The following is a 21,635-nucleotide window of genomic DNA, read 5'->3' on the forward strand; positions in this document are numbered from 1 at the left end:
TCATTCCTAGCCGAACAGGCTGGCCTGTTTCAGGACAGCGAGCTTGGCGATAAAGAAGATCCACCCCAGGGCCCCCAGAAAGGCGAACCAGCGGATGGCGTTGCTGCGTGCCAGACGCAGCGCCATCATGGCCAGGAACGCCACCACCAGGACTGAGGTCAGCTTCTCGCTGAGCCAGGGGGTACCATTGTTGAGGGGATTGAGATCCAGCACCATGCACAACAGCACGCCAGAGAGCACCACCAGGCCGTTCAACCAGCCCGCAAGCTTCATGACCTGACCGCTGTAGGCACGGCCAGAGCCGGTCTGCACCCAGTAAAACCGCAGTATAAACATCAGCACCGCCGCCGCGATCAGCACCAGATGCAGATGTTTGAGCGCAAAATACATCACTTTTCCTTACCAATGTGTGAGTCGGGTGCCCCTTCGCCGGGCCACTGCCCCAGGCTCACCCTGTCGTTATCCCCGTAATCCCGCACCGTGGCTACCTGCTGGTAGCCCTGTTGCAGCAGGAGTTGACGCACTGCGTTCCCCTGCTCCCAGCCGTGTTCCAGCAAGAGCCAGCCAGCGGGCAACAGATGGGCCCTTGCCTGCGCCACGATGAGGCGAATATCCGCCAACCCCTGCTCGTCCGCCACCAGGGCGGAGCGGGGTTCGAAGCGTACGTCCCCTTCATCGAGATGGGGATCCGCCCCGTCGATATAGGGGGGGTTGGAGACGATCATGGCAAAGGGCGGCGCCTCTTGCAGCGGCTCGAACCAGCTGCCGTCGCGCACCTGGATGGACAGCCCCAGGGCCGCACTGTTGTGGCGGGCCAGGGCTGCCGCCTCCGGCATTCTGTCCACCGCCCAGACATCGGCATCGGGCCGCTCTGACTTGAGCGCCAAGGCGATGGCGCCGGTGCCGGTGCCGAGATCCAGCACGGCGCAGGGGCTTGCCGGCAGGCGGGCCAGCGCCTGCTCCACCAGCACCTCGGTGTCCGGGCGCGGGATCAGGGTCGCCGGGCTCACCTTCAGCGGCAGGGACCAGAACTCCCGCTCGCCGACGAGATGGGCGATGGGCTCCCCGGCCAGGCGCCGTTCCAGCCAACTTTGCAGGGTTACCTGCTGATCGGCATCAAGCTCACGCTCCGGCCAGGTCATCAGGTAGCTGCGCCGGCACCCCAGCAGGTGACAGAGCAGCGCATCGGCATCGGCACGGGGGGATTCGCCCCCGGCCAATACCGTCATTATGTGGGTTCTCGCCTGCTGAATTTGCATCAGCCGTTGTCTGCCAGAGAGGCAAGCTGATCCGCCTGATACTCCTGCACCAGGGGGGTGATGACGCAGTCCAGATCCCCCTCCAGGATCTCCCCAAGCCGGTACAAGGTGAGATTGATGCGGTGTTCGGAGAGACGTCCCTGGGGGTAGTTGTAGGTACGGATGCGCTCGGAGCGATCACCGGAGCCCACCAGGTTGCGACGGGTGCTCTGCTCGGCGGCGCGGTGGCGCTCATCCTCGGCCGCCTGCAGACGGGCAGAGAGCACCGACATCGCCTTGGCGCGGTTCTTGTGCTGGGAGCGCTCATCCTGGCACTCCACCACCAGCCCGGTGGGCAGGTGGGTGATGCGGATGGCGGAGTCGGTCTTGTTGACGTGCTGACCACCGGCCCCGGAGGCGCGGAAGGTGTCTATCTTCAGCTCGGACGGATTGATCTCGATCTGCTCTGCTTCCGGCACTTCCGGCAGCACGGCGACGGTACAGGCGGAGGTGTGCACCCGGCCCTGGGATTCGGTTTCCGGCACCCGCTGCACCCGGTGACCGCCGGACTCGAACTTGAGGCGACCGTAGACGCGCTCGCCATCTACCTTGGCGATCACCTCCTTGTAGCCGCCGTGCTCGCCGTCGTTGCAGCTGACGATGGAGACGCGCCAGCCCTGGCGTTCGGCGTAGCGGGAATACATGCGGAACAAGTCCCCCGCGAAGATGGCCGCCTCGTCGCCACCGGCGCCGGCCCGGATCTCCAGATAACAGTTGTTGTCATCCTTGGGATCCTTGGGCAACAGCATCACCTGCAGTGCCTGCTCCTGCTCCTCGAAGGCGGCCTTGGCGAGCGGCAGCTCCTCCTGGGCCATCTCCCGCAGATCGGCGTCATCCTCCTCCAGCATCAGCTTGGTGGTCTCCAGATCCTCTTCGGCCTGGCGGAAGCGCTGGAAGGCGTGAACGATGTCTTCGAGCTGGGCATATTCCCGGGTCAGGGCACGGTATCTGTCCTGATCCGAGGCCACGCCGGGTTCGCCGAGCAGGGCCTGTACTTCTTCGTGGCGCTCGATGAGGCCTTCCAGCTTTCTGATCAATGACGGATTCATAAATCTCGGTTTCTCGATGGAGGACGGGACGGCCGGCTGGCCAGCCCGCAACTATGACTCTTGTGACAATCCCAGCACCTGACGCAGCTGGGACAGCTTGTGGACATCCCCCTGGGCGGCTGCCTGGCGCAGGGCCTGGGTCGGGGCGTGGATCAACTTGTTGGTGAGGCGGTGCGCCATGGCCTTGAGGGCCTGCTCGGCATTTTCACCTTGCTGCAGCGCCAGCAGGGCCCGTTGCAGCTCCTCGTCGGCCACCTGTTGGGACTGGTGGCGATAATCGCGGATGAGATCCACCGAGTGCAGGCTGCGATACCAGCCCATGAAGTCGTCACGCTCTTCCTGCACGATGAGCTCGGCCTCGGCGGCGGCCCGTTTGCGGGTCTCGAGGTTCTGCTCGATGATCCCCTGCAGGTCGTCCACCGTGTAGAGATAGGCATCCGGCAGCTCGTCCACTTCCGCCTCGATATCCCGCGGCACGGCGATATCCACCAGGAACATGGGCTTGAAGCGGCGCGCCTTGAGGGCCCGCTCCACCATGCCTTTGCCGATGATGGGCAAGGGGCTGGCAGTGGAACTGATGACGATGTCCGCCTCGTGCAGGTAGTCCGGGATCTCCTCCAGGGTCATCACCTGGGCGCCGAACTCCTCGGCCAGCAGTTGGGCCCGCTGCAGGGTGCGGTTCGCCACCATCATCTGGGTGACGTTCTGCTCGCGCAGATGGCGGGCCACCAGTTCGATGGTCTCGCCCGCCCCGACCAGCAGCACCTTGGTCTGGGAAAGATCGGAGAAGATGCGCCGTCCCAGACTCACGGCGGCGAAGGCCACCGACACGGCGCTGGCGCCGATCTCGGTATCGGTGCGCACCCGTTTGGCCACGGAGAAGGATTTCTGGAACAGTCGCTCCAGCGAGCCTTTAACCGCCTCGGCTTGCTGGGCATGGGCATAGGACTGCTTGATCTGCCCCAGGATCTGGGGCTCCCCCAGCACCAGGGAGTCGAGGCCGCAGGCGACCCGCATCAGGTGACGTACCGCCTCCTCATCCTGGTGGCGGTAGATGGCGGAGACCACCTCGGCCGCATCCAGCTGATGGAAGCGCTGCAACCAGTGCAGCACCTGCTCCCCCTCTCCCTGCTCCAGGCTGCAATAGAGCTCGGTGCGATTGCAGGTGGAGACGATCACCGCCTCGCTGACGCCGGGCTGATCCACCAGCTCACGCAGGGCGCGATCGATGCAGTCCGGGCCAAAGGCGACCCGCTCCCGCAAGGCGACACTGGCGGTGTTGTGGTTGATTCCGAGGGCAAGCAGACTCATGAGTGGGTGGCGATCATTTCGTGCACAGGGTGTAAAGGCCGTCAATTGTACGAGAAAGGGTAAGTCTTTAAAAGCGATACGGCCGCCCCTTATACTGTGGCAAATTCCTTGTCCGGAGCCTGACCTTGTTCTTGCGCATCTTCTCTCTCGCCTGCCTGCTGGTGCTGGCTGGCTGTACCACCACCTCCCCCCAGCGGGATCAGGTCAACTGGCAGCAGGAGCGGGCCCGCCTCGAGCGCCTCGATCACTGGCAGTTGTCTGGCAAGATGGCCATCATCACCCCCCAGCAGAAAGGCAGCGCCCGCCTCAACTGGCAGCAGGACGGGGAGGACTATCGCCTCAATCTCAGCAGCATTATCGGCACCCATATCCTGGAGCTCTCCCGCACCCGGGGCGAGGTGACCCTCATCGACAACGACGGCAAGACCCATCGCAGCGAGGATGCCGAAGCGCTTGTCTACCAGCTCACCGGCTGGAACATCCCGGTGAAAGGGCTGCCCGAGTGGATCAAGGGGCTGCCCGGTCAGGCCGAGTTCGAACTCAACCCCGACGCCAGCCTGGCCTCGGTGCGGGACGGCCAGTGGCAGATCGTCTACGGCGACTATCGGGATCAGGCCGGCTATCGCCTGCCCCACCTGCTGACCATGACCGGTCAGGGCAGCCGCCTCAAGCTGCAGATCAACCAGTGGAACCTGGTGCCATGATGGAGCAGCCATCCCGACACCAGGCCATCCGCTGGCCCGCTCCCGCCAAGCTGAATCTCTTCCTGCACGTCAATGGCCGCCGTGCTGACGGTTATCACGAGCTGCAGACCCTGTTTATCTTCCTCAGTCACGGCGACTGGCTGACGTTCGAGCCCCTCGAGGGCACCAGTCTGCTCACCCTGAGCCCCGCCATCCCGGGGGTGCCCGATGAGCAGAACCTCATCATCCGTGCCGCCCGCCTGTTGCAGGCGCGGTTGCCAAGTCCGCAGGGGGCCCATATCCGGCTGGAGAAGGTGCTGCCCATGGGGGGTGGCATCGGCGGTGGCTCGTCCGATGCGGCCACCACTCTCGTCGCATTGAACCATTTGTGGCAGGCGGGGCTTGGCGAGGATGAGCTGGCGGAGCTTGGCGTGCAGCTCGGGGCCGACGTGCCGGTGTTCGTGCGTGGGCGAGCCGCCTTCGCGGAGGGGGTGGGTGAGCAACTGCAACCGGTCGAGGTACCGAGCGCCTGGTATCTGGTGCTCAAACCCGATTGCCATGTGGCGACGGCCGCCGTCTTCCAGGATCCGGACCTGCCGAGAAATACCCCCAAGATGGCATTGCACAACCTGCTGGGCGGGGAGTGGAAAAACGATTGCGAGTCGCTGGTGAAAAAGCGCCACCCCGAGGTTGCCAATGCGCTCGGCTGGTTGCTAGAATACGCGCCGTCAAGAATGACGGGCACTGGAGCCTGCGTCTTTGCTCAATTTGAAGACGAAAAGGCTGCTCGGAAGGTGTTGGCAAAGGTGCCGGAAGGCTGGGATGGGTTTGTCGCCAAGGGCGAGAACATATCACCACTCTTCGCCACTTTGCAACAAGTCAGTGATTGGGGTATCGCCAAGCGGTAAGGCAGCGGGTTTTGATCTCGCCATCCCTAGGTTCGAATCCTAGTACCCCAGCCATTCTCTTGGTGAATGAGACAGGCAATCGATGACGATCCGGGAAGTGTGAAGAGTGCATTCTCGTCAAACGCCCCGTTTTCGCCTTGATGACCTCCCATCACCGATAGCTGACTGCAATCCCGACCGCTGACAACCTGTGGTGACCTCGCCCGTCATCGCTATGAATCGTTTGCCAAAGAACGATATGGGTCCAAACAGACCCTCCACAAACTGGATGCAACCCCGAGGTTTCAAACCGTGCCTGACATGAAGCTGTTTGCTGGTAACGCAACGCCGGAACTAGCCCAGAAGATCGCAGATCGCCTGTTTATCAAACTCGGCAACGCTGCCGTAGGTCGCTTTAGCGACGGTGAGATCAGCGTACAGATCAACGAGAATGTACGTGGTGGCGATATCTTCATCATTCAATCCACCTGTGCCCCGACCAATGACAATCTGATGGAATTGATCGTCATGGTGGATGCACTGCGTCGTGCTTCAGCTGGCCGTATCACTGCCGTTATCCCCTACTTTGGTTATGCCCGTCAGGACCGCCGCGTCCGTTCCGCCCGTGTACCCATCACCGCCAAGGTCGTCGCCGACTTCCTCTCCAGCGTGGGTGTGGACCGTGTGCTGACCGTTGACCTGCATGCCGAGCAGATCCAGGGCTTCTTCGATGTCCCGGTAGACAACGTGTTCGGCAGCCCCGTGCTGCTCGAAGACATGATGTCCAAGAATCTCGAATCCCCCGTGGTTGTATCGCCGGACATCGGCGGCGTGGTGCGTGCCCGTGCCATCGCCAAGCTGCTGGATGACACCGACATCGCCATCATCGACAAGCGTCGTCCCCGCCCGAACGTCTCCCAGGTCATGCACCTGATCGGTGACGTGGCCGGTCGCGACTGCATCATCGTCGATGACATGATCGATACCGGTGGCACCCTGTGCAAGGCGGCCGAAGCGCTGAAAGAGCGTGGCGCCAAGCGTGTGTTCGCCTATGCGACCCACCCGGTCTTCTCCGGCTCCGCCGTGGAAAACATCAAGAATTCGGTCATCGATGAGCTGATCATCACCGACTCCATCCCGCTCACCGCCGAGATGAAAGCCGTCGGCAAGGTCAAGCAACTGACCCTGTCCACCGTGCTGGCCGAAGCCATTCGCCGTATCAGCAACGAGGAGTCCATCTCTGCCATGTTTGAGCATTGATAGACCCCGTTGTGACAAAAACCGCCAACTGGCGGTTTTTGTCTTTTTAGCTCCCCGGTATTGCCCTGCCCCGCAGGTTAAGGATTGTCCATGAAGTGCCCCCGTCTCCTATTCGTTTTCCCGCTCTGCGCCCTGCTTTCCGCCTGCCTGTCCGATAAGGAGAGCACGCCCTTCTCTCTCACCCTGGCGCACATGAACGACACCCACTCCCAGTTCGATCCGGTCAATGCCGAGTTCAAGGGGGCCATCTTCGGCAAGTCAGCCGAGGAAGATACCCTCTATACCCGCATCGGTGGCTACCCGCGCCTGCTCACCATGGCCAAGGCCTACCAGGCCGAGGCGCTGGCCAAGAATGAACCCCTGTTGCTGCTGCACGGCGGCGACGCCTGGCAGGGCAGCGGCTACTTCAAACTCAACGAGGGGATGGCGAACGCCGAGCTGCTGAGCCAGTTCGGCCTCGATGCCATGGCCCTTGGCAACCACGAGTTCGATCTCGACAACCAGAAGCTGGCCCGCTTCATTCAGGGGGTCAACTTCCCGGTGCTGGCCGCCAACCTGGATGCCAGCGATGACGAGGATCTCGCCCGGGCCGACAACCTCAAGCCCTTCGTGGTCTATGCCTTTGAAGGCCATCAGAAGAGCCCGGTCCCGGATCTCGACCACCTGCCCCAGGGCAAGCAGCTGGTCGCCGTCATGGGGCTGGTGCTGGAAGACATGGCCAACATCTCCCCCAACGTCGGCAAGCTCCATTTTCGCAAGGAGGTCGAGGCGGCTCAGGCCACGGTGGATCTGCTGCAAGCCAGGGGGATCCACCAGATCGTCGCCCTGACCCACATCGGCAATGCCCGGGATCTGGCGCTCGCCGCCGAGGTGAACGGGCTGGACGCCATCGTCGGCGGCCACTCCCACAGTCTGCTCGGCGACTTCACCAACATCGGCTGGGGCAACACCGGGGAATACGCGGCCCTGGTCACCAACCCGGATGGCGTCGGCCTCACCTGCGTGGTGCAGGCAGGCTCCTACGCCCAGGCCATCGGTCTGGCCCGCATCAGCTTCGACGGTCAGGGCCGGGTGATCGGCTGCCAGGGTCAGAACCAGCTGCTGGCGAGTCGCGACTTCTTCGCAGATCCCGCTCGCCAGCAGCCACTCGACAAGAAGCGCGGCCAGCAGGCGAGCAAGTTTATCGACGCCCAGCCCAACCTGGTGGCGGTAGACGAGGATCCGCGCCTGCGCGGCCTCATCGACAGCCACTTCAAACCGGCCCTGGACAAGGCGTTCGGCCCCGTCATCGCCACCCTGCCGGCGGCACTGCAAAATGCCCGCCGCCCCGGTGACAACGGCAGCGACCGCCACGGCTCGGACGTCGCCCCCCTGGTGGCCGAGGGGCAATACTATTGGGCCAACACCCCGGCGGTGCAGGCCCTGACCGGCGGCCCGGTGGATTTCGCCCTGCTGGCGGTGGGGGGCGTGCGCGCCGACCTGCCCGCCGGTGAGCTGCGACAAGGGGATCCCGCCCTCACCCTGCTGCCGTTCAAGAACCCCCTCAGCGTGCTGACCCTCTCCGGCGCCGACGTGCGGGCCCTCTTGACCGAGACCATCACCGCCACCCTGGCCCCCAGCGCCCACGCCGGCAAGTTCCCCTATGGCGGGCACCTGCGCTACACCTTCACCGAAACGGTGGCGGGCAAACAAGGCAATCTGACCCAGCTGCAATGGCAGGGCGTCGATGGCCAGTGGCAGAATGTCGTGGATAGCCAGCGCTACAAGGTGGTGACCAATGCCTACAGCGCCAATGGCAACGACGGCTGGCAGGCCCTGGCTCGCGCCCAGGCGCAGCAGGCCGAGCGGGTGGACATTGCCTGGGTCGATGGCAAGCTCACCCCCTTCCCCGTGCTGCGCGTGGAGCAAACGGGCTCTCTGCTCAGTGCCCGCTACGGCGAGGGTCAGGATTTGGATTGCAAGGCCAGCAACGTGGATTGCGGCACGGATGCGGCCTCCTTCGTGCAATACGTGAAGGAGCAGCGGCCGACCCTGACGGCGCTCGGCGAGGAGACAGTCACCCTGCTGCGAGCCCGATGATGCTCACAGGCGCCAAGCGACACGGGCCCGGCAGGGCCCGTTTGCCAGCGGCTTCGCCCTAAATCCCCCGCAAGTCCGCACTTTGGTTGAGTGATCGCCACTCGGCGGCTAGAATATTGCGTCCCATTGCCCTGGGCCATCGGTTGATGGTGACCAGCAGTGCAACCAGCGAGTGAAGACATCAAGCGTGACGCATCAAATCAAACTGATTGTCGGGCTGGGTAACCCCGGCCCCGAATACGCCAAGACCCGCCACAACGCGGGGGCCTGGTATGTGGAGCAGCTGGCCCGCTGGCACAACGTCAGCCTGCGCGAAGAGCCCAAGTTCTTCGGCCACACCGCCCGCATCCTGGTGGAAGGGCAGGATGTGCGCCTGCTCATCCCGAACACCTATATGAACCTCTCCGGCAAGGCCGTGGCGGCGCTGGCGCGCTTCTACCAGATAGCCCCGGAAGAGATCCTGGTGGCCCACGACGAACTGGACCTGCCTCCCGGCATCGCCAAGTTCAAGCAGGGGGGCGGTCACGGCGGTCACAACGGCCTCAAGGACATCATCGCCAGGATGGGCAACAACAATAACTTCTTCCGCCTGCGTCTGGGGATAGGTCACCCCGGCGCCAAGGATCTGGTGGCCGGCTTCGTGCTGACCAAGGCCCCCAGCAGTGAACAGAACCTGATCGAAGCCGCACTGGACGAGTCCCTGCGCGCCACCGACATCCTGTTCAAACAAGACATGACCAAGGCCATGAACCGCTTGCACAGCTTCAAGGCCGAGAAAGTCTGAATACGGATACCTGGCAAGTGCCAGGGTCACACAATATGACAGGGCTGCCTAAGAATCTGTTCACTCTCTGTCACGAGAGGTTGTCAGCAAGGTGAAGCGCAGCACAGGAACCGGAGCGTATAGATATACGTGAGGATTCCGAGCAGCACATGAGCCTTGATCACGGCCTCGCAGTAAGAGCGTGAGCAGGTTCTGCGGCCCTCACACAGCATCCATCACGTAAGGTAACAATCCATGGGTTTTAAATGCGGTATCGTGGGCCTGCCCAATGTAGGCAAATCCACCCTGTTCAATGCGCTGACCAAGGCCGGCATCGAAGCCGCCAACTTCCCGTTCTGCACCATTGAACCGAACACGGGTGTGGTCCCCATGCCGGATCCCCGTCTCGACGCCCTGGCGGCCATCATCAACCCCCAGCGCGTGGTGCCGACCACCATGGAATTCGTGGACATCGCCGGCCTGGTGGCGGGCGCCTCCAAGGGTGAGGGTCTGGGCAACCAGTTCCTGGCAAACATCCGCGAAACCGAAGCCATCGGCCACGTGGTGCGCTGCTTCGAAGACGAGAACATCATCCACGTCGCGGGCAAGGTCTCCCCGGCCGATGACATCGAGGTGATCAATACCGAGCTGGCCCTGTCTGACCTGGACGCCTGCGAGCGCGCCATCCACCGTCAGTCCAAGCGCGCCAAGGGTGGCGACAAGGATGCCAAGCTGGAAGTGGAGACCCTTGAAAAGATCAAGGTGGCTCTGGAAAACGGCCAGATGATCCGCGGCATGAAGCTGGACAAGGAAGAGCTGGCCGCCGTTGCCCACCTCAACTTCCTGACCTTGAAGCCCACCATGTACATCGCCAACGTGGCGGAAGACGGCTTCGAGAACAACCCCTTCCTGGACAAGGTGCGTGAAATCGCCACTGCCGAGAACGCCGTGGTGGTCGTGGTCTGCTGCGCCATCGAGGCGGACATCGCCGAGCTGGACGATGCCGACCGCGCCGAATTCATGGCGGATCTGGGCATCGAGGAGCCAGGTCTGAACCGGGTGATCCGCTCCGGTTACGAGCTGCTGAACCTGCAGACCTACTTCACCGCCGGGGTGAAGGAAGTGCGCGCCTGGACCATTCCGGTCGGTGCCACTGCGCCGCAGGCCGCTGGCAAGATCCACACCGACTTCGAGAAGGGCTTCATCCGTGCCCAGACCATCGCCTTCGACGACTTCATCACCTACAAGGGTGAGCAAGGCGCCAAGGAAGCGGGCAAGATGCGCGCCGAAGGGAAGGACTACATCGTCAAGGATGGCGACATCATGAACTTCCTGTTCAACGTCTGACGACAGCGCCATCCCAAGGGGCATCGCCAGGCTGGTCTGCCCCTTCGAGCGGTAAAAAGCCCGTCCATCTCTGGACGGGCTTTTTTATGGCAGGATAAAACGCTGCCACCTTGCCATTTAGACGCTCGCAACTGATGTCATCTGAATACTTTCAACACGACTATACATAAAAGCCACATCATTTCAGTTCAATGTGCTGTCAAAATGACAGGGCATTCATCATCCCGCCCTCATGGTCGCATCCAGGCGCTGCCAAATTGCACGTAGACGGCGCCCCCCTCCCGGCTCCAGGCCAGATCCAGTCCCATGTGCAGACCATATTTTCGCGCAATCTCGTAGCGCACGCCGACGCCTCCCGCCGCCACGCTGCGCTCGTCGAACAGGGCGCTGCCTGAGTCGCCAAACCCCTTCCCCACCCCGCCAAAGCCCACCAGGCTGTAGCGATCCCAGATGGACCACAGCAGCTCGGCTTCCACCTGTGCCACCCGCTGCCCCTGATAGCGCATGGCCGGCACCCCGCGCAGGGAGACATAAGGGGACATATAGAAGGGGGTATCACCGGCATTGCCGCTCAGGGAGCCGTTGATCCCGAGACTGGCGTTGTGCGCCAGAGGGAGGTATTGAATGGCGGTCAGGCCATAGCGGGTAAAGTCGATGTCACTGCCAAGGCCGCGGGCGAAGCGGGTGGCGCTGGCCTCCAGATAGCTGCCCGCCCTCGGGGTGAACATGTTGTCCCGGCTGTCGTGGGTGAAACTGGCCCCGAGGCCGCTGATGCGCTGCTCACGATCGCTTTGCAACCATGCCATGGGTGAGTCGAAGGTGGCCCGGGTATTGGCGAACAGGTAATTCATCCCCAGCCAGTTGTCGCTCTCCCCCAGTCGATAGCGCCCCCGCACCATGCCGCCGGTGAGATCCAGGGTATAGGCGTAGGATCTGGGCGTCCTGTCTCCTCGCCCACCCCCGTAGTAGTCGAGGTTCAGGCTGGTCTTGATGGCGCCCACGTGGGTATTCAGGCGATTGTCCAGCCAGTAACGCAGGTCGCCGCCAAAATAGCCGCGGGTTCCCTGATCGGTGCCAAGCCCCCCGACCAGGGTGATATTCGGGCGATTGAAGCCGCTGCCCGGGGCGGGTTTGTCGATGAAGGCCAGGGCCCCCACCGCCCCCAGCCCCAGGGCCGGTTCGGTGATGGGGATCACCACCGGCATGAAGCCATAGGCCTGATCGATGAAGCGGCTCACATCCAGCTTGCCATCGTCGCCACGGATCAGCGATGGCGCATCGGTACTGGCCGTCTCCGCTCCCGCCTCCTTCTGTTTCGCTGTCGACTCCTTGTCCGCGTCGTCCACGGCCCGGGGCTCGGGCACACGCCCGACGGCCAGGGATGACCCTGGCGCCAGCAGCATCAGCAGGCTGGCGCACAGGAGGCTCACGCACAGGAGAGTGGCGCCAGATCCCGGCCGCAAAGCGCGGCCCCCCGCAGGCGGCAGAGAGTCAGACCTCTTCAATCCAGGGGCGCAGTCGTACAAGCGAATACCTCATCTTATGGGAGTTTGACTCCGCCGAGCCGGACGCCTTCTCATCATCCGTCGGGGCTTGCCTGCGAAACGGCGAGGCCGTACAAAGCGACAGAGGATGAAGGGCCAAAAATGATTGTCGAATAAAGCAACAAGCTGATTTTAGATGATATTTAATCGCCAGACTGCGCAGGTTATCACCTTTGTGACGCGGACCTGGCCTTCGCGAAACGGGCCAGCCCGCCCCCTGATTTCCCCTCTTTGCACACCTTGCCGGTCGCCAAGATCCGCGAATTGTTGGGGTTTTGTTCAATACGGGCGAAGAAGTCGCCAAACACACTGCTTTTGCGTTTTTCAGGGGAAAAAAGGGTTGACGCCCCAGAGCCAGATACGCATAATTCCGGCCGCACAGTGATGAGGCAACGACTCACTGGACGCAAGGTTGGCTATGTAGCTCAGTTGGTTAGAGCATCGCACTCATAATGCGGGGGTCACAGGTTCGAATCCCGTCATAGCCACCATCTCAGTTGGGGTATCGCCAAGCGGTAAGGCAGCGGGTTTTGATCTCGCCATCCCTAGGTTCGAATCCTAGTACCCCAGCCATTATTTCTGGTTATCGATGTTTATCCGTCGGTAGCAAGCTGAGGAAAGCATTGAGAGATTTCGATCTCGTCAATGTGCACCAGGTTCCTATCCTGGTGACCCAGCCATTTTTAAAGATGTTGGACAGTCTCTGTCGGGCATCGCTGTTGGGGTATCGCCAAGCGGTAAGGCAGCGGGTTTTGATCTCGCCATCCCTAGGTTCGAATCCTAGTACCCCAGCCATTTTTCTGTTCTCTTCCACTCCGGTGGTCGATGACAACGGCTATGTAGCTCAGTTGGTTAGAGCATCGCACTCATAATGCGGGGGTCACAGGTTCGAATCCCGTCATAGCCACCATTATTCTGTTGGGGTATCGCCAAGCGGTAAGGCAGCGGGTTTTGATCTCGCCATCCCTAGGTTCGAATCCTAGTACCCCAGCCATTATTTTTGGTTATCGATGTTCATTTGTCGGTAGCAAGCTGAGGAACGCGTTGAGAGATTTCGATCTCGTCAATGTGCCTAGGTTCATATCCTAGTGCCCCAGCCATTTTTAAAGTTCTTTGTCTGTCATTCGTGATGGTTGAAGAGCGTTGTTGGGGTATCGCCAAGCGGTAAGGCAGCGGGTTTTGATCTCGCCATCCCTAGGTTCGAATCCTAGTACCCCAGCCATTTTTCTGTTCTCTTCCACTCCGGTGGTCGATGACAACGGCTATGTAGCTCAGTTGGTTAGAGCATCGCACTCATAATGCGGGGGTCACAGGTTCGAATCCCGTCATAGCCACCATTAATTTTGCGGAAGTGGCGAAATTGGTAGACGCACCAGATTTAGGTTCTGGCGCTTAGGCGTGAGAGTTCGAGTCTCTCCTTCCGCACCATTGATAGCAGTACCAAACAGACCAGCTCAGGCTGGTTTTTTTGTGCCCGTCTTCCGGCAACCCGCTTCATGCCACCGCGCTCAGCCCATGCCCGCCAACGACTGCTCGGCGACGCCTCCACTCCCGCCATCTCCCATCCGGCCATGAAAAAGCGGCCCGCAGGCCGCCTCTCATCCCTCACCCGTCAGAACGGGAAGAACCAGGGGATGGCGATGACGCTCACCACCATCACCAGCAGGGTGAAGGGCACCCCGATGCGGATGAAATCCACGAACTTGTAGTTGCCAGGGCCCAGCACCAGGGTGTTGACCGGCGACGAGACCGGCGTCATGAAGGCGGCGGACGCGGCGATGGCGATGGTCATGGCGAAGGGATAGGGAGAGACCCCCATCTGCTGCGCCGTACCAAGGGCAATGGGGGCCATCAGCACGGCGGTGGCGGTGTTGGAGATAAAGAGCCCGATGACGGCGCACAGCACGAACAGGCTCGCCAGCATCACCCTTGGTCCCATCTCTCCCACGGCGCTGATGAGGGCGCCGACGATGAGATCCACCCCGCCGGTCTTTTGCAGCGCCAGGGCAAAGGGCAGCATGCCGACGATGAGGATCAGGGTGGGCCAGTGAATGGACTTGTAGGCGCTCTCCAGATCGATGCAGCGGAACTTGCCCATCAACAGGCAGGCGATGAGCGCCGCGATGACGTTGGGCACCGGATCCGTCACCATCAGGGCAATCATGACGCCGAGACAGATCAGGGCATGGATCGCCTGGCTGCGGGCGGGCGCCATCTCATCCACTTCGGCAGGCAGGCCCAGTAGCAGAAAGTCCCGTACCTTGGCCTGCAACTGGCGGATCAGACTCCAGTTGCCCACCACCAGCAGGCTGTCCCCCATCTGCAACTCCTCGTCCACCAGCTTGCCGGCGAGGGCCTCGCCACCGCGGCGGATCCCCACCACGCTCAGGCCGTAATGGGTACGAAACGCCACCTCGCGGATGCTCTTGCCCAGCAGGCGGGATTCGGGGATGAGGGAGACCTCGGCCATGCCCACCTCCCGCGCCTGATCGGAGAAATATTCCCCCCGCAATATCATGGGCTCGAGCCGCGCCTCGCTGCAGAACTCGCGGATATCCACCTCGGGATCGGACATGTCGATGAGCAGCACGTCTTTTGCCTGGAACTCGGTGACGCCGGAGACGGTCACCATCACCCGCCGAAACTTGCGCCAGCGCTCCAGTCCGATGACGTTGGCGCCGTAGCGGGCCCGCAGTTGCAGCTCGTCCAGGGTCTGACCGATGAGGGGGGAGTCGGGGCGGATCGCCAGGCGGCGGGCTCGTCCGGCCAGCCGGTAGTCACGGATGAGGTCACGCAGGGTGCTGCGCCCCGCCGGTTTGCCCTTGCCCTCTTCCCCGCCCCGCACCAGACGGTTGCGCATCAGCAGCATGTAGAGCACCCCGAGTCCCAGGACCAGTACCCCCATGGGGGTGAAGCCGAAGAAGCCGAAACCCTGGATGCCGTGGCGCATCAGCTCGCTGTTCACCACCATGTTGGGCGGGGTCGCCACCAGCGTCATCATGCCGCTGATGAGGCCGGCAAACCCCAGCGGCATCATTAGCCGTCCGGCCGGGATCCCCATGCGGTTCGCCACGCTCAGCACCACGGGGATGAAGATGGCCACCACGCCGGTACTGCTCATCACCGCCCCCAGGGTCGCGACCGCCACCATCAGGAGCACCAGCAACCGGGTCTCGCTGTTGCCCGCTACCTTCACCAGCGCATCCCCCACCTGATAGGCGATGCCGGTGCGCACCAACCCCTCCCCCACCACGAACAGGGCGGCGATCAGGATGACGTTGGGATCGCTGAAGCCCGCCAGCGCCTCCGGCAGGCTCAGGGTGCCGCTCAACACGAACAGGATGATGATGGAGAGGGCCACCACGTCCATGCGCACCTTGTTGGTAATAAACAGATAGATGGCGCCCACCAACATGCAGAGGACCCAGATCAGCTCGGAATTCACACTCGCTCCTTATGTTCAGCTCCACCCAGGCCTGGCCGGGGCGATCCCATCAGACCACAGCTTGTCTGTCCCCGATTTGTTACATGTCAATAAAGGGGGGGCCCATCATCGCATATCAGGGCTCGTGTGCGACCGCAAAAAATATTGCCTGCGCAGCCCCTTGGCTGCCACGCCACCATACCAGGCGGGGATTGACAGCCAAAAACCCTGCGGCATCCCGCATTTGCCCACTAAAATAGGCCGGCTTCACCCTCCCCCCATGCAAAGGAAATGACCATGCACCCATTCGAGTGGTTCAGCATACAGCACACGCTCGTGACCATCCCCCTTGGCGAGGGTTACGCCATGTCCTGGATCGAGGCCATCGGCACCCTGTTCGGCTTGGCCTGCATCTGGCTCGCCAGTCAGGAGAAGACCATCAACTACCTGTTTGGTCTCATCAATGTCAGCCTGTTTGCCATCATCTTCTTCCAGATCCAGCTCTACGGCCTGTTGCTGCTGCAGCTGTTCTTCTTCTGCGCCAACCTCTATGGCTGGTACGCCTGGAGCCGCCCTGCCAACGCCCAGGGGGAGAGCCTGCAGATCCGCTGGCTCAGCAGGCCCAAGCTGCTGCTGACGGTACTGGTGAGCGTCATCGCCATCGCCCTGCTCACCCGCTATATCGACCCCGTGTTCGCCGCCCTGGCCCGCACCGCGGTCGCCCTGCTCAATCTGTTTGGCGCAGACCTCGCCCTCCCCGAGCCCTCCCCCGATGCCTTCCCGTTCTGGGATGCCTGCATGACGGTGCTCTCCGTGGTGGCCCAGATCCTGATGACCCGCAAATACGTGGAGAACTGGATCCTCTGGGTGATCATCAACCTCATCAGCATCGGCGTCTACGCCGCCCAGGGGGTCTATGCCATGTCCCTCGAATACCTGATCCTGCTGTTCGTCGCCGCCAACGGCACCCGCCTCTGGATGCTGGCCGCCAGACGCTCGCCAACCGGGGCTGCAGCATAAGGTTGCGGTATCATGAGTGCCGCTGACGGGTCTGCCCTCGCGGGCCCGCTCTTTTCACTCTCATCGGAGATCCCATGCCTGCTCACACAGCTCCCTACCCCGAGTTCACCTTCTTCAGCCGCTTCGTGGATGACATTCAGGCGGGCCGCAAGACCATCACCATCCGCGACGAGAGCGAGGCCCACTGGCAACCGGGCCAGCGGCTCGCCCTCTTCACCAACCCGGAGCACCACCCTTTCGGCGCCATCGAAGTCATCTCGGTCAGCCCTGTCCCCTTCGAGGCGCTAAATGACGAGCACGCCCGTCAGGAGAACATGACGCTCACCGAACTCAAGCAGGTGATCCGGGACATCTACCCCGCCCTGCCACCTCTCTATGTGATTGAATTCAAGCTTATTTAATCACCGCGCTGTGAGCCTCCTCACGGCGCCCCTCTTGCCATCCTCGGTGGGCGGCGCATAATAACTGTGTTTATATACAGTTATTATGGAGACCCCATGCACACCGCTCTCGAACCCGCCATCGCCGAGATAGTCGATGGCTTCATCGCCGCCGGACGCCCCAACGCCAGTGAGCAGAGCTGGCAGGCCAGGCGGGAAGGCTATCTCGCCTCGGCGCCGCTCGGGGGCGAACGGGAGGCGGTCGGCAGCCTGGAGGAGTGGCAGCAGGAGGGGTATGCCGTGCGCCTCTACCGGCCGCAGCAACACATCTCCACCCCTCTCCCCGCCCTCCTCTATTTCCACGGCGGCTGTTTCGTGAGTGGGGAGTTCGAGACTCACGATCGCCAACTGCGCATGCTGTGCAACCGGGCCCAGGCCCTGGTATTCGCGGTGCACACCCGCCTCGCCCCGGAGCATGTCTACCCGGCCGCCCATGACGACGCCCTGGGGGCCACCCTCGCCATCATGGAGCGCCTGCCCGAATGGGGCGGACAAGGCAGCCGCCTGATGCTGGCCGGTGACAGTGCCGGCGGCCATCTCGCCCTGGTCACGGCGCTGCGCCTCAAGGCCATGCAGGCCCCCCTGCCCGCGGCGCTCTGCCTCATCTACCCCATGCTCGACGCCGCCGGGACGAGCGAGAGCTATCGGCGCTTTGGCGAGGATTACCTCATCACCGCCGACATGCTGCAAAGCGGCTATCGCGCCTATCTGGGGGATCTGTCCATCGCCCATCCCGAGGCGAGCCCTCTGCACCACCCGGAGCTGGCCGGACTCCCGCCGACCCATATCCTCACCGCCGAGTACGATCCCTTGCGCGATGAGGGGGAGGCACTCTACCGCGCCCTGCTCGCGGCCGGCGTGGAGGCGAGCTGCCAGCGTCAGCTCGGCGTCATTCACGGCTTCTTCCAGCTGGCGGGCATCAGCCCGGCGGCGCGGCAAGCCATCGACCAGGTGGCCACCTTGCTGCGGCATCTCTGAGTTGGCCCCCTCCGGCCATTGTGCTAAAAGTGTCTCTTTTGAATCGATAAGGAGCCGAACGTGCTTGAGATAACCAGCCTGCGGGAAGTCATGATGTACGGGGTCGAGTTGTTCCAGCTGCTGCTGGAGCTCATCTCCATCGCCTGCGTGGTCATCGGCCTTGGCAAGACCCTCTGGCTGGCGGCACGGGTGCGGGATCACGAACCCGGCTTCCCGCGCATCCGGCTCAGCTTCGGCAGCTGGCTCATCCTGGCGCTGGAGTTCCAGCTCGCCGCCGACATCCTGGCCACCACGGTGGCGCCGAGCAAGGAGGAGCTGATCCGCCTCGCCATCATCGCGGTGATCCGTACCTTCCTGAACTACTTCCTCGGCAAGGAGCTGGAGGGCCAGACGGGGCGCAAAGAGGCCTGAGATGTGCGAAGAAATGGCTGCGTTGGCCACAAAGACGGCATCTGGCCGCCAGATCTGGTAGGGTGGGATTTTCGCCCAAGAGGAATCAGGCCCATGACTGAGCAGCACCACTTCGAGCAATACGACGCCCTCATCTTCGACATGGATGGCACCCTGGTGGACTCCATGCCCCAGCACCTGGATGCCTGGCAGATCACCAGCGCCGAGTTCGGCCTGCCATTCGACAGAACGACTCTCAACGCCTATGGCGGCATCCCCACCCGCAAGATAGTGGCTATCCTGGCCGAGCAGCATGGGCTGGAGATCGATGTCGAGGCCTTCACCCGCCGCAAGATTGCGCTCTATCTGGAACACATTGACCAGGTCAGCGTCTTCCCGGCCATGTGGGAGCTGGTCAAGCGCCACCATGGCAAGATCCCCATGGGCATCGGCACGGGGTCGCCGCGCAATCAGGCCGATCGCATCCTCAAGAGCACCGGTCTTGACGCCTATATCTCGGTGGTGGTGAGCGCGGACGACGTAGTCAATCACAAGCCCCATCCCGACACCTTCCTGAAAGTGGCCGAGCAGCTGGGGGCCGACCCCGCCCACTGTCTGGTGTTCGAGGACACCCTGATCGGCATCCAGGCGGGGAAGGCCGGTGGCATGAGCACCATGCTGGCCACCGAGGGGGAGCTGCAACCCGCCTGACCCCGGTTTTTTCCATAAAAAAACGCCCCATCGGGGCGTTTTTTAGCATCAATGACTGCTACATGGCGTTGGTGGATTCGAAAATCTTGTCCGCCGAGGCTTCCACGAAGCCCGGGTAGAGCACGCCGTCCGCCTGGGGGTAGCGCAGGGCAAACTCGTAGAAGCAGCTCGGGATGGGACGTACACCATCGCTGAAGGCGACATCGGCCTTGTCCGCCATGGTGGAGGATTGCTCCAGCATCACGGCGGCGTCCCCCTTCACCTCGCCGCCCACGCCGTTGAGCACGAAACCGGCGGCTTTGAGCGCAGCGTTCACCTGCAAGATGGTGTCGAAGTCCGCCAGGCGGTTGATATTGACCGTGAAGTGGTTGGCGCGGTAACCCCAGGCCGCCATCCAGGCCGCATACTCGCTCTCGGCCAGCAGGGTCTGGTAATCGGCCCAGGAGACCTGCCAGGGAGCGCCCGCATAGAGGAAGGCCTGGGTATCGGTCAGGTGCGTCGGCACCTGGGCCACCAGCCTGTGGATGATGGCCTGAACAGGCTCGGAGAGCTCCTCCACCTTCAACTCGCTGATGAACACCTTGGGGGCGTCCGGATCGGCATGTTCGAAGTGCTTGGCGTAGAGCTTCTTGGCCTTGAACACATACTCCCCCTTCTCCTCGTACCCCAGGGCACGGAAGTGGGCCGCCAGCCTCTCCAGCCCCAGACCCGGCAGGTTGTAGGTTCGAAACGCGACGTGATCGTTGATGATGGGGGCACCGCCGCCCAGCAGCTGATGAACCTTGTGAGCACTGGGGGTGACTTGAATGTAGTTGTCCCACAGATGGTCAAACAGGGTCTCGATATCCTTTTGCATCTCTCTTTCCTTTGATTGCGGGTACAGACAAGGGCACCGGTTCAGTGCCCCTTTGTGATTAGAAGGTCAAACCCGGCGACAGCTGATCCGGCATGCTCGCCTTGCTGTCCTCGACAGAGGCAACCGGGTACGCACAGTAGTCGGCGGCGTAGTAGGCGCTCGCCCTGTGGTTGCCGGAGGCGCCGATGCCACCGAAGGGGGCGGCGCTGGAGGCACCGGTGATGGGCTTGTTCCAGTTGACGATACCGGCGCGGATCCGCTTGAAGAAGTGATTCCAGTCCGCCTCGCTGTCGCCGAGCAGGCCGGCCGACAGGCCGAAGCTGGTGGCATTCGCCTGCTCGATGGCGGCATCGAAGTCGTCGTAGCGGATGAGCTGCAACAGGGGACCGAAGTACTCCTCATCCGGCAGGTCACTCACTGCGGTTACATCTATGATGCCCGGGGAGACAAAGCCGGTACCCGCTTCCAGGTGCTTGAGGGCAAGCAGACTCATCCCGCCGAGGCGCTGCAGGTTGGCCTGCGCCTCCACCATGCCGAGGGCCGCCTTCTCGCTGATCATGGCCCCCATGAAGGGTTGAGCCGCGTCATCGTACAGGCCGACCCGGATCTGGCCGACCACGTCCACCAGGCGCTTGACCAGGGCATCGCCCTGGGTGCCACGCTCCACGAACAGGCGGCGCGAGCAGGTGCAGCGCTGACCCGAGGTGATAAAGGCGGATTGCACTATCGCGTGGACGGCGCCGTCGATGTCGCTCACGTCCTTGACGATCAGCGGGTTGTTGCCCCCCATCTCCAGGGCCAGGATCTTGCCCGGCTGACCGGCGAACTGCTGATGCAGGAAGTGACCGGTGCGCGATGAACCGGTGAAGAAGAGGCCGTCGATGTCCGGGTTGCCGGCCAGCGCCTTGCCGGTCTCCACCTCGCCCTGCACCAGGTTCAGCACCCCCTTGGGCAGGCCGGCATCGATCCAGATCTTGAGCATGGCTTCGGCCACCATGGGGGTCAGCTCGGAGGGCTTGAACACCACGGTATTGCCGGCAATCAGCGCCGGCACTATGTGACCGTTGGGCAGATGGCCCGGGAAGTTGTAGGGGCCGAACACGGCGACCACGCCGTGGGGCTTGTGGCGCACGAACGCCTTGGCGCCGGGCATGGGGTTTTCCACCGTGCCGGTGCGCTCCTCATGGGCGCGGATGGAGATGGCAATCTTGCCCTGCATGGCGGCGACCTCGGTACGGGTCTCCCACAGCGGCTTGCCGGTCTCCCGGGCGATGGTGAGCGCCAGGGCTTCCTTGTGTTCACCCAGCAGGTCGGCGTAGCGGCGCACGATAGCGAGACGATCCTCAAGGCTGGCATCGGACCAGTGATAGAAGGCGCGACGGGCAGCCTTGACGGCGGCCTCCACCTGCTGGCTGCTTGCCGCCCCCCCTTGCCAGATCACTTCATTCTTGGCCGGGTCTTTTGACGCGAATGCCTTGCCTTCACCGGCAAGCCACTGACCATCGATAAGCTGAACTAAAGACATAACAGATTCACTCCCTGTGGTTCACAGGCAGCCGAGGCTGCCTGCTGCATGTGCTGTGGTATTGGGCCGC

At 62.6% G+C, this 21,635-nt stretch carries 19 protein-coding genes and 9 tRNA genes; 20 read left to right on the forward strand and 8 right to left on the reverse strand.

The features are described 5' to 3' along the window. Positions 1–6: 6 nt before the first annotated feature. Genes ACW5W7_RS02175 through hemA form a run of 4 tightly spaced genes read right to left on the reverse strand, consistent with a single transcriptional unit; the run spans position 7 to position 3,658 of the window. Entirely contained in the window at positions 7–390 is a 384-nt protein-coding gene (locus ACW5W7_RS02175; RefSeq protein ID WP_349918964.1) for a SirB2 family protein, read from the reverse strand. After that, complete coding sequence (gene prmC, locus ACW5W7_RS02180) at positions 390–1,259, reverse strand: peptide chain release factor N(5)-glutamine methyltransferase (RefSeq protein ID WP_456500620.1); 870 nt, start codon at positions 1,257–1,259, stop codon at positions 390–392. Before prmC ends, ACW5W7_RS02175 begins: the two co-directional genes overlap by 1 nt. After that, on the reverse strand, positions 1,259–2,347 hold the full coding sequence (gene prfA, locus ACW5W7_RS02185) for a peptide chain release factor 1 (protein WP_456500621.1): 1,089 nt from the start codon (positions 2,345–2,347) through the stop codon (positions 1,259–1,261). The genes prmC and prfA overlap by 1 nt, the downstream gene beginning before the upstream one ends. 51 nt (positions 2,348–2,398) lie before the next feature. Next, positions 2,399–3,658 (reverse strand): glutamyl-tRNA reductase, encoded by a 1,260-nt coding sequence (gene hemA / locus ACW5W7_RS02190; protein WP_349918969.1) that lies wholly within the window; start codon positions 3,656–3,658, stop codon positions 2,399–2,401. 119 nt (positions 3,659–3,777) lie between these two features. Between hemA and lolB the strand changes: the two genes are divergently transcribed. The 7 genes from lolB to ychF all read left to right on the forward strand — a co-directional run bounded on the left by lolB (position 3,778) and on the right by ychF (position 10,677). Then, positions 3,778–4,362 (forward strand): lipoprotein insertase outer membrane protein LolB, encoded by a 585-nt coding sequence (gene lolB, locus ACW5W7_RS02195; RefSeq protein ID WP_456500641.1) that lies wholly within the window; start codon positions 3,778–3,780, stop codon positions 4,360–4,362. Then, positions 4,359–5,249, forward strand: coding sequence for a 4-(cytidine 5'-diphospho)-2-C-methyl-D-erythritol kinase (ispE, locus tag ACW5W7_RS02200; protein WP_456500622.1), 891 nt, complete (start codon positions 4,359–4,361; stop codon positions 5,247–5,249). Before lolB ends, ispE begins: the two co-directional genes overlap by 4 nt. Continuing rightward, positions 5,229–5,303: transfer RNA gene (locus ACW5W7_RS02205), tRNA-Gln, on the forward strand. Before ispE ends, ACW5W7_RS02205 begins: the two co-directional genes overlap by 21 nt. A 237-nt stretch (positions 5,304–5,540) precedes the next feature. Next, positions 5,541–6,488 (forward strand): ribose-phosphate pyrophosphokinase, encoded by a 948-nt coding sequence (locus ACW5W7_RS02210; protein ID WP_349918973.1) that lies wholly within the window; start codon positions 5,541–5,543, stop codon positions 6,486–6,488. A 90-nt stretch (positions 6,489–6,578) separates the two neighbouring features. Continuing rightward, the gene (locus ACW5W7_RS02215; RefSeq protein WP_456500623.1) at positions 6,579–8,567 is read left to right on the forward strand and encodes a bifunctional metallophosphatase/5'-nucleotidase; all 1,989 of its coding nucleotides are present in this window, start codon (positions 6,579–6,581) and stop codon (positions 8,565–8,567) included. A 187-nt stretch (positions 8,568–8,754) separates the two neighbouring features. Beyond that, complete coding sequence (gene pth, locus ACW5W7_RS02220; RefSeq protein WP_456500624.1) at positions 8,755–9,351, forward strand: aminoacyl-tRNA hydrolase; 597 nt, start codon at positions 8,755–8,757, stop codon at positions 9,349–9,351. A gap of 234 nt (positions 9,352–9,585) precedes the next feature. Next, positions 9,586–10,677: a redox-regulated ATPase YchF gene (ychF, locus tag ACW5W7_RS02225; RefSeq protein ID WP_456500625.1), complete on the forward strand. Its 1,092-nt coding sequence runs from the start codon at positions 9,586–9,588 to the stop codon at positions 10,675–10,677. A gap of 230 nt (positions 10,678–10,907) precedes the next feature. On the opposite strand, the gene ACW5W7_RS02230 is transcribed toward ychF, so the two are convergent. Continuing rightward, entirely contained in the window at positions 10,908–12,107 is a 1,200-nt protein-coding gene (locus ACW5W7_RS02230; RefSeq protein ID WP_456500626.1) for a BamA/TamA family outer membrane protein, read from the reverse strand. A gap of 528 nt (positions 12,108–12,635) precedes the next feature. On the opposite strand from ACW5W7_RS02230, the gene ACW5W7_RS02235 reads away from it, so the two are divergent. The 8 genes from ACW5W7_RS02235 to ACW5W7_RS02270 all read left to right on the forward strand — a co-directional run bounded on the left by ACW5W7_RS02235 (position 12,636) and on the right by ACW5W7_RS02270 (position 13,649). After that, positions 12,636–12,712 (forward strand) — tRNA-Met (locus tag ACW5W7_RS02235). 7 nt (positions 12,713–12,719) lie between these two features. Further along, a tRNA-Gln gene (locus ACW5W7_RS02240) sits at positions 12,720–12,794 on the forward strand. A 147-nt stretch (positions 12,795–12,941) separates the two neighbouring features. Continuing rightward, a tRNA-Gln gene (locus tag ACW5W7_RS02245) sits at positions 12,942–13,016 on the forward strand. Between the two features lie 38 nt (positions 13,017–13,054). Beyond that, positions 13,055–13,131: transfer RNA gene (locus tag ACW5W7_RS02250), tRNA-Met, on the forward strand. Between the two features lie 9 nt (positions 13,132–13,140). Then, positions 13,141–13,215: transfer RNA gene (locus ACW5W7_RS02255), tRNA-Gln, on the forward strand. Between the two features lie 153 nt (positions 13,216–13,368). Further along, positions 13,369–13,443, forward strand: a tRNA-Gln gene (locus ACW5W7_RS02260). 38 nt (positions 13,444–13,481) lie between these two features. Further along, positions 13,482–13,558 (forward strand) — tRNA-Met (locus ACW5W7_RS02265). An 8-nt stretch (positions 13,559–13,566) separates the two neighbouring features. Next, positions 13,567–13,649: transfer RNA gene (locus ACW5W7_RS02270), tRNA-Leu, on the forward strand. Between the two features lie 184 nt (positions 13,650–13,833). Here ACW5W7_RS02270 and ACW5W7_RS02275 read toward each other — a convergent pair. Next, positions 13,834–15,666 carry an SLC13 family permease gene (locus ACW5W7_RS02275; protein ID WP_349918983.1) on the reverse strand — a complete coding sequence of 611 codons (1,833 nt, stop codon included), beginning with the start codon at positions 15,664–15,666 and terminating at the stop codon, positions 13,834–13,836. A 276-nt stretch (positions 15,667–15,942) separates the two neighbouring features. Here ACW5W7_RS02275 and pnuC point away from each other — a divergent pair, with 276 nt between their 5' ends. The 5 genes from pnuC (at position 15,943) to ACW5W7_RS02300 (ending at position 19,184) form a co-directional block, all read left to right on the forward strand. Continuing rightward, positions 15,943–16,665: a nicotinamide riboside transporter PnuC gene (pnuC, locus tag ACW5W7_RS02280; protein ID WP_456500627.1), complete on the forward strand. Its 723-nt coding sequence runs from the start codon at positions 15,943–15,945 to the stop codon at positions 16,663–16,665. Between the two features lie 74 nt (positions 16,666–16,739). Next, entirely contained in the window at positions 16,740–17,066 is a 327-nt protein-coding gene (yqfB, locus tag ACW5W7_RS02285) for a N(4)-acetylcytidine aminohydrolase (protein WP_456500628.1), read from the forward strand. Positions 17,067–17,162: 96 nt separating this feature from the next. Further along, complete coding sequence (locus tag ACW5W7_RS02290; RefSeq protein WP_456500629.1) at positions 17,163–18,083, forward strand: alpha/beta hydrolase; 921 nt, start codon at positions 17,163–17,165, stop codon at positions 18,081–18,083. A 60-nt stretch (positions 18,084–18,143) separates the two neighbouring features. Continuing rightward, the gene (locus ACW5W7_RS02295; protein WP_456500630.1) at positions 18,144–18,494 is read left to right on the forward strand and encodes a DUF1622 domain-containing protein; all 351 of its coding nucleotides are present in this window, start codon (positions 18,144–18,146) and stop codon (positions 18,492–18,494) included. 93 nt (positions 18,495–18,587) lie between these two features. After that, positions 18,588–19,184, forward strand: a complete 597-nt coding sequence (locus tag ACW5W7_RS02300; protein ID WP_456500631.1) for an HAD family hydrolase — start codon at positions 18,588–18,590, stop codon at positions 19,182–19,184. 58 nt (positions 19,185–19,242) lie between these two features. Here ACW5W7_RS02300 and ACW5W7_RS02305 read toward each other — a convergent pair whose 3' ends face one another. Both ACW5W7_RS02305 and astD read right to left on the reverse strand, forming a co-directional pair. Beyond that, complete coding sequence (locus ACW5W7_RS02305) at positions 19,243–20,040, reverse strand: DUF1338 domain-containing protein (protein WP_434663548.1); 798 nt, start codon at positions 20,038–20,040, stop codon at positions 19,243–19,245. Between the two features lie 58 nt (positions 20,041–20,098). Then, positions 20,099–21,565 carry a succinylglutamate-semialdehyde dehydrogenase gene (gene astD / locus ACW5W7_RS02310; protein WP_456500632.1) on the reverse strand — a complete coding sequence of 489 codons (1,467 nt, stop codon included), beginning with the start codon at positions 21,563–21,565 and terminating at the stop codon, positions 20,099–20,101. Between the last annotated feature and the right edge of the window lie 70 nt (positions 21,566–21,635).

This window comes from Aeromonas intestinalis (genome assembly GCF_054052485.1).

Bases quoted from the DNA above. Each gene is read 5' to 3' on its own strand.
- ACW5W7_RS02290 (WP_456500629.1), top strand. From the start codon at position 17,163: ATGCACACCGCTCTCGAACCCGCCATCGCCGAGATAGTCGATGGCTTC.
- ACW5W7_RS02175 (WP_349918964.1), bottom strand. From the start codon at position 390: ATGTATTTTGCGCTCAAACATCTGCATCTGGTGCTGATCGCGGCGGCG.
- prmC (WP_456500620.1), bottom strand. From the start codon at position 1,259: ATGCAAATTCAGCAGGCGAGAACCCACATAATGACGGTATTGGCCGGG.
- ACW5W7_RS02300 (WP_456500631.1), top strand. From the start codon at position 18,588: ATGACTGAGCAGCACCACTTCGAGCAATACGACGCCCTCATCTTCGAC.
- pnuC (WP_456500627.1), top strand. From the start codon at position 15,943: ATGCACCCATTCGAGTGGTTCAGCATACAGCACACGCTCGTGACCATC.
- astD (WP_456500632.1), bottom strand. From the start codon at position 21,565: ATGTCTTTAGTTCAGCTTATCGATGGTCAGTGGCTTGCCGGTGAAGGC.
- ispE (WP_456500622.1), top strand. From the start codon at position 4,359: ATGATGGAGCAGCCATCCCGACACCAGGCCATCCGCTGGCCCGCTCCC.
- hemA (WP_349918969.1), bottom strand. From the start codon at position 3,658: ATGAGTCTGCTTGCCCTCGGAATCAACCACAACACCGCCAGTGTCGCC.
- ychF (WP_456500625.1), top strand. From the start codon at position 9,586: ATGGGTTTTAAATGCGGTATCGTGGGCCTGCCCAATGTAGGCAAATCC.
- ACW5W7_RS02215 (WP_456500623.1), top strand. From the start codon at position 6,579: ATGAAGTGCCCCCGTCTCCTATTCGTTTTCCCGCTCTGCGCCCTGCTT.
- ACW5W7_RS02305 (WP_434663548.1), bottom strand. From the start codon at position 20,040: ATGCAAAAGGATATCGAGACCCTGTTTGACCATCTGTGGGACAACTAC.
- prfA (WP_456500621.1), bottom strand. From the start codon at position 2,347: ATGAATCCGTCATTGATCAGAAAGCTGGAAGGCCTCATCGAGCGCCAC.
- yqfB (WP_456500628.1), top strand. From the start codon at position 16,740: ATGCCTGCTCACACAGCTCCCTACCCCGAGTTCACCTTCTTCAGCCGC.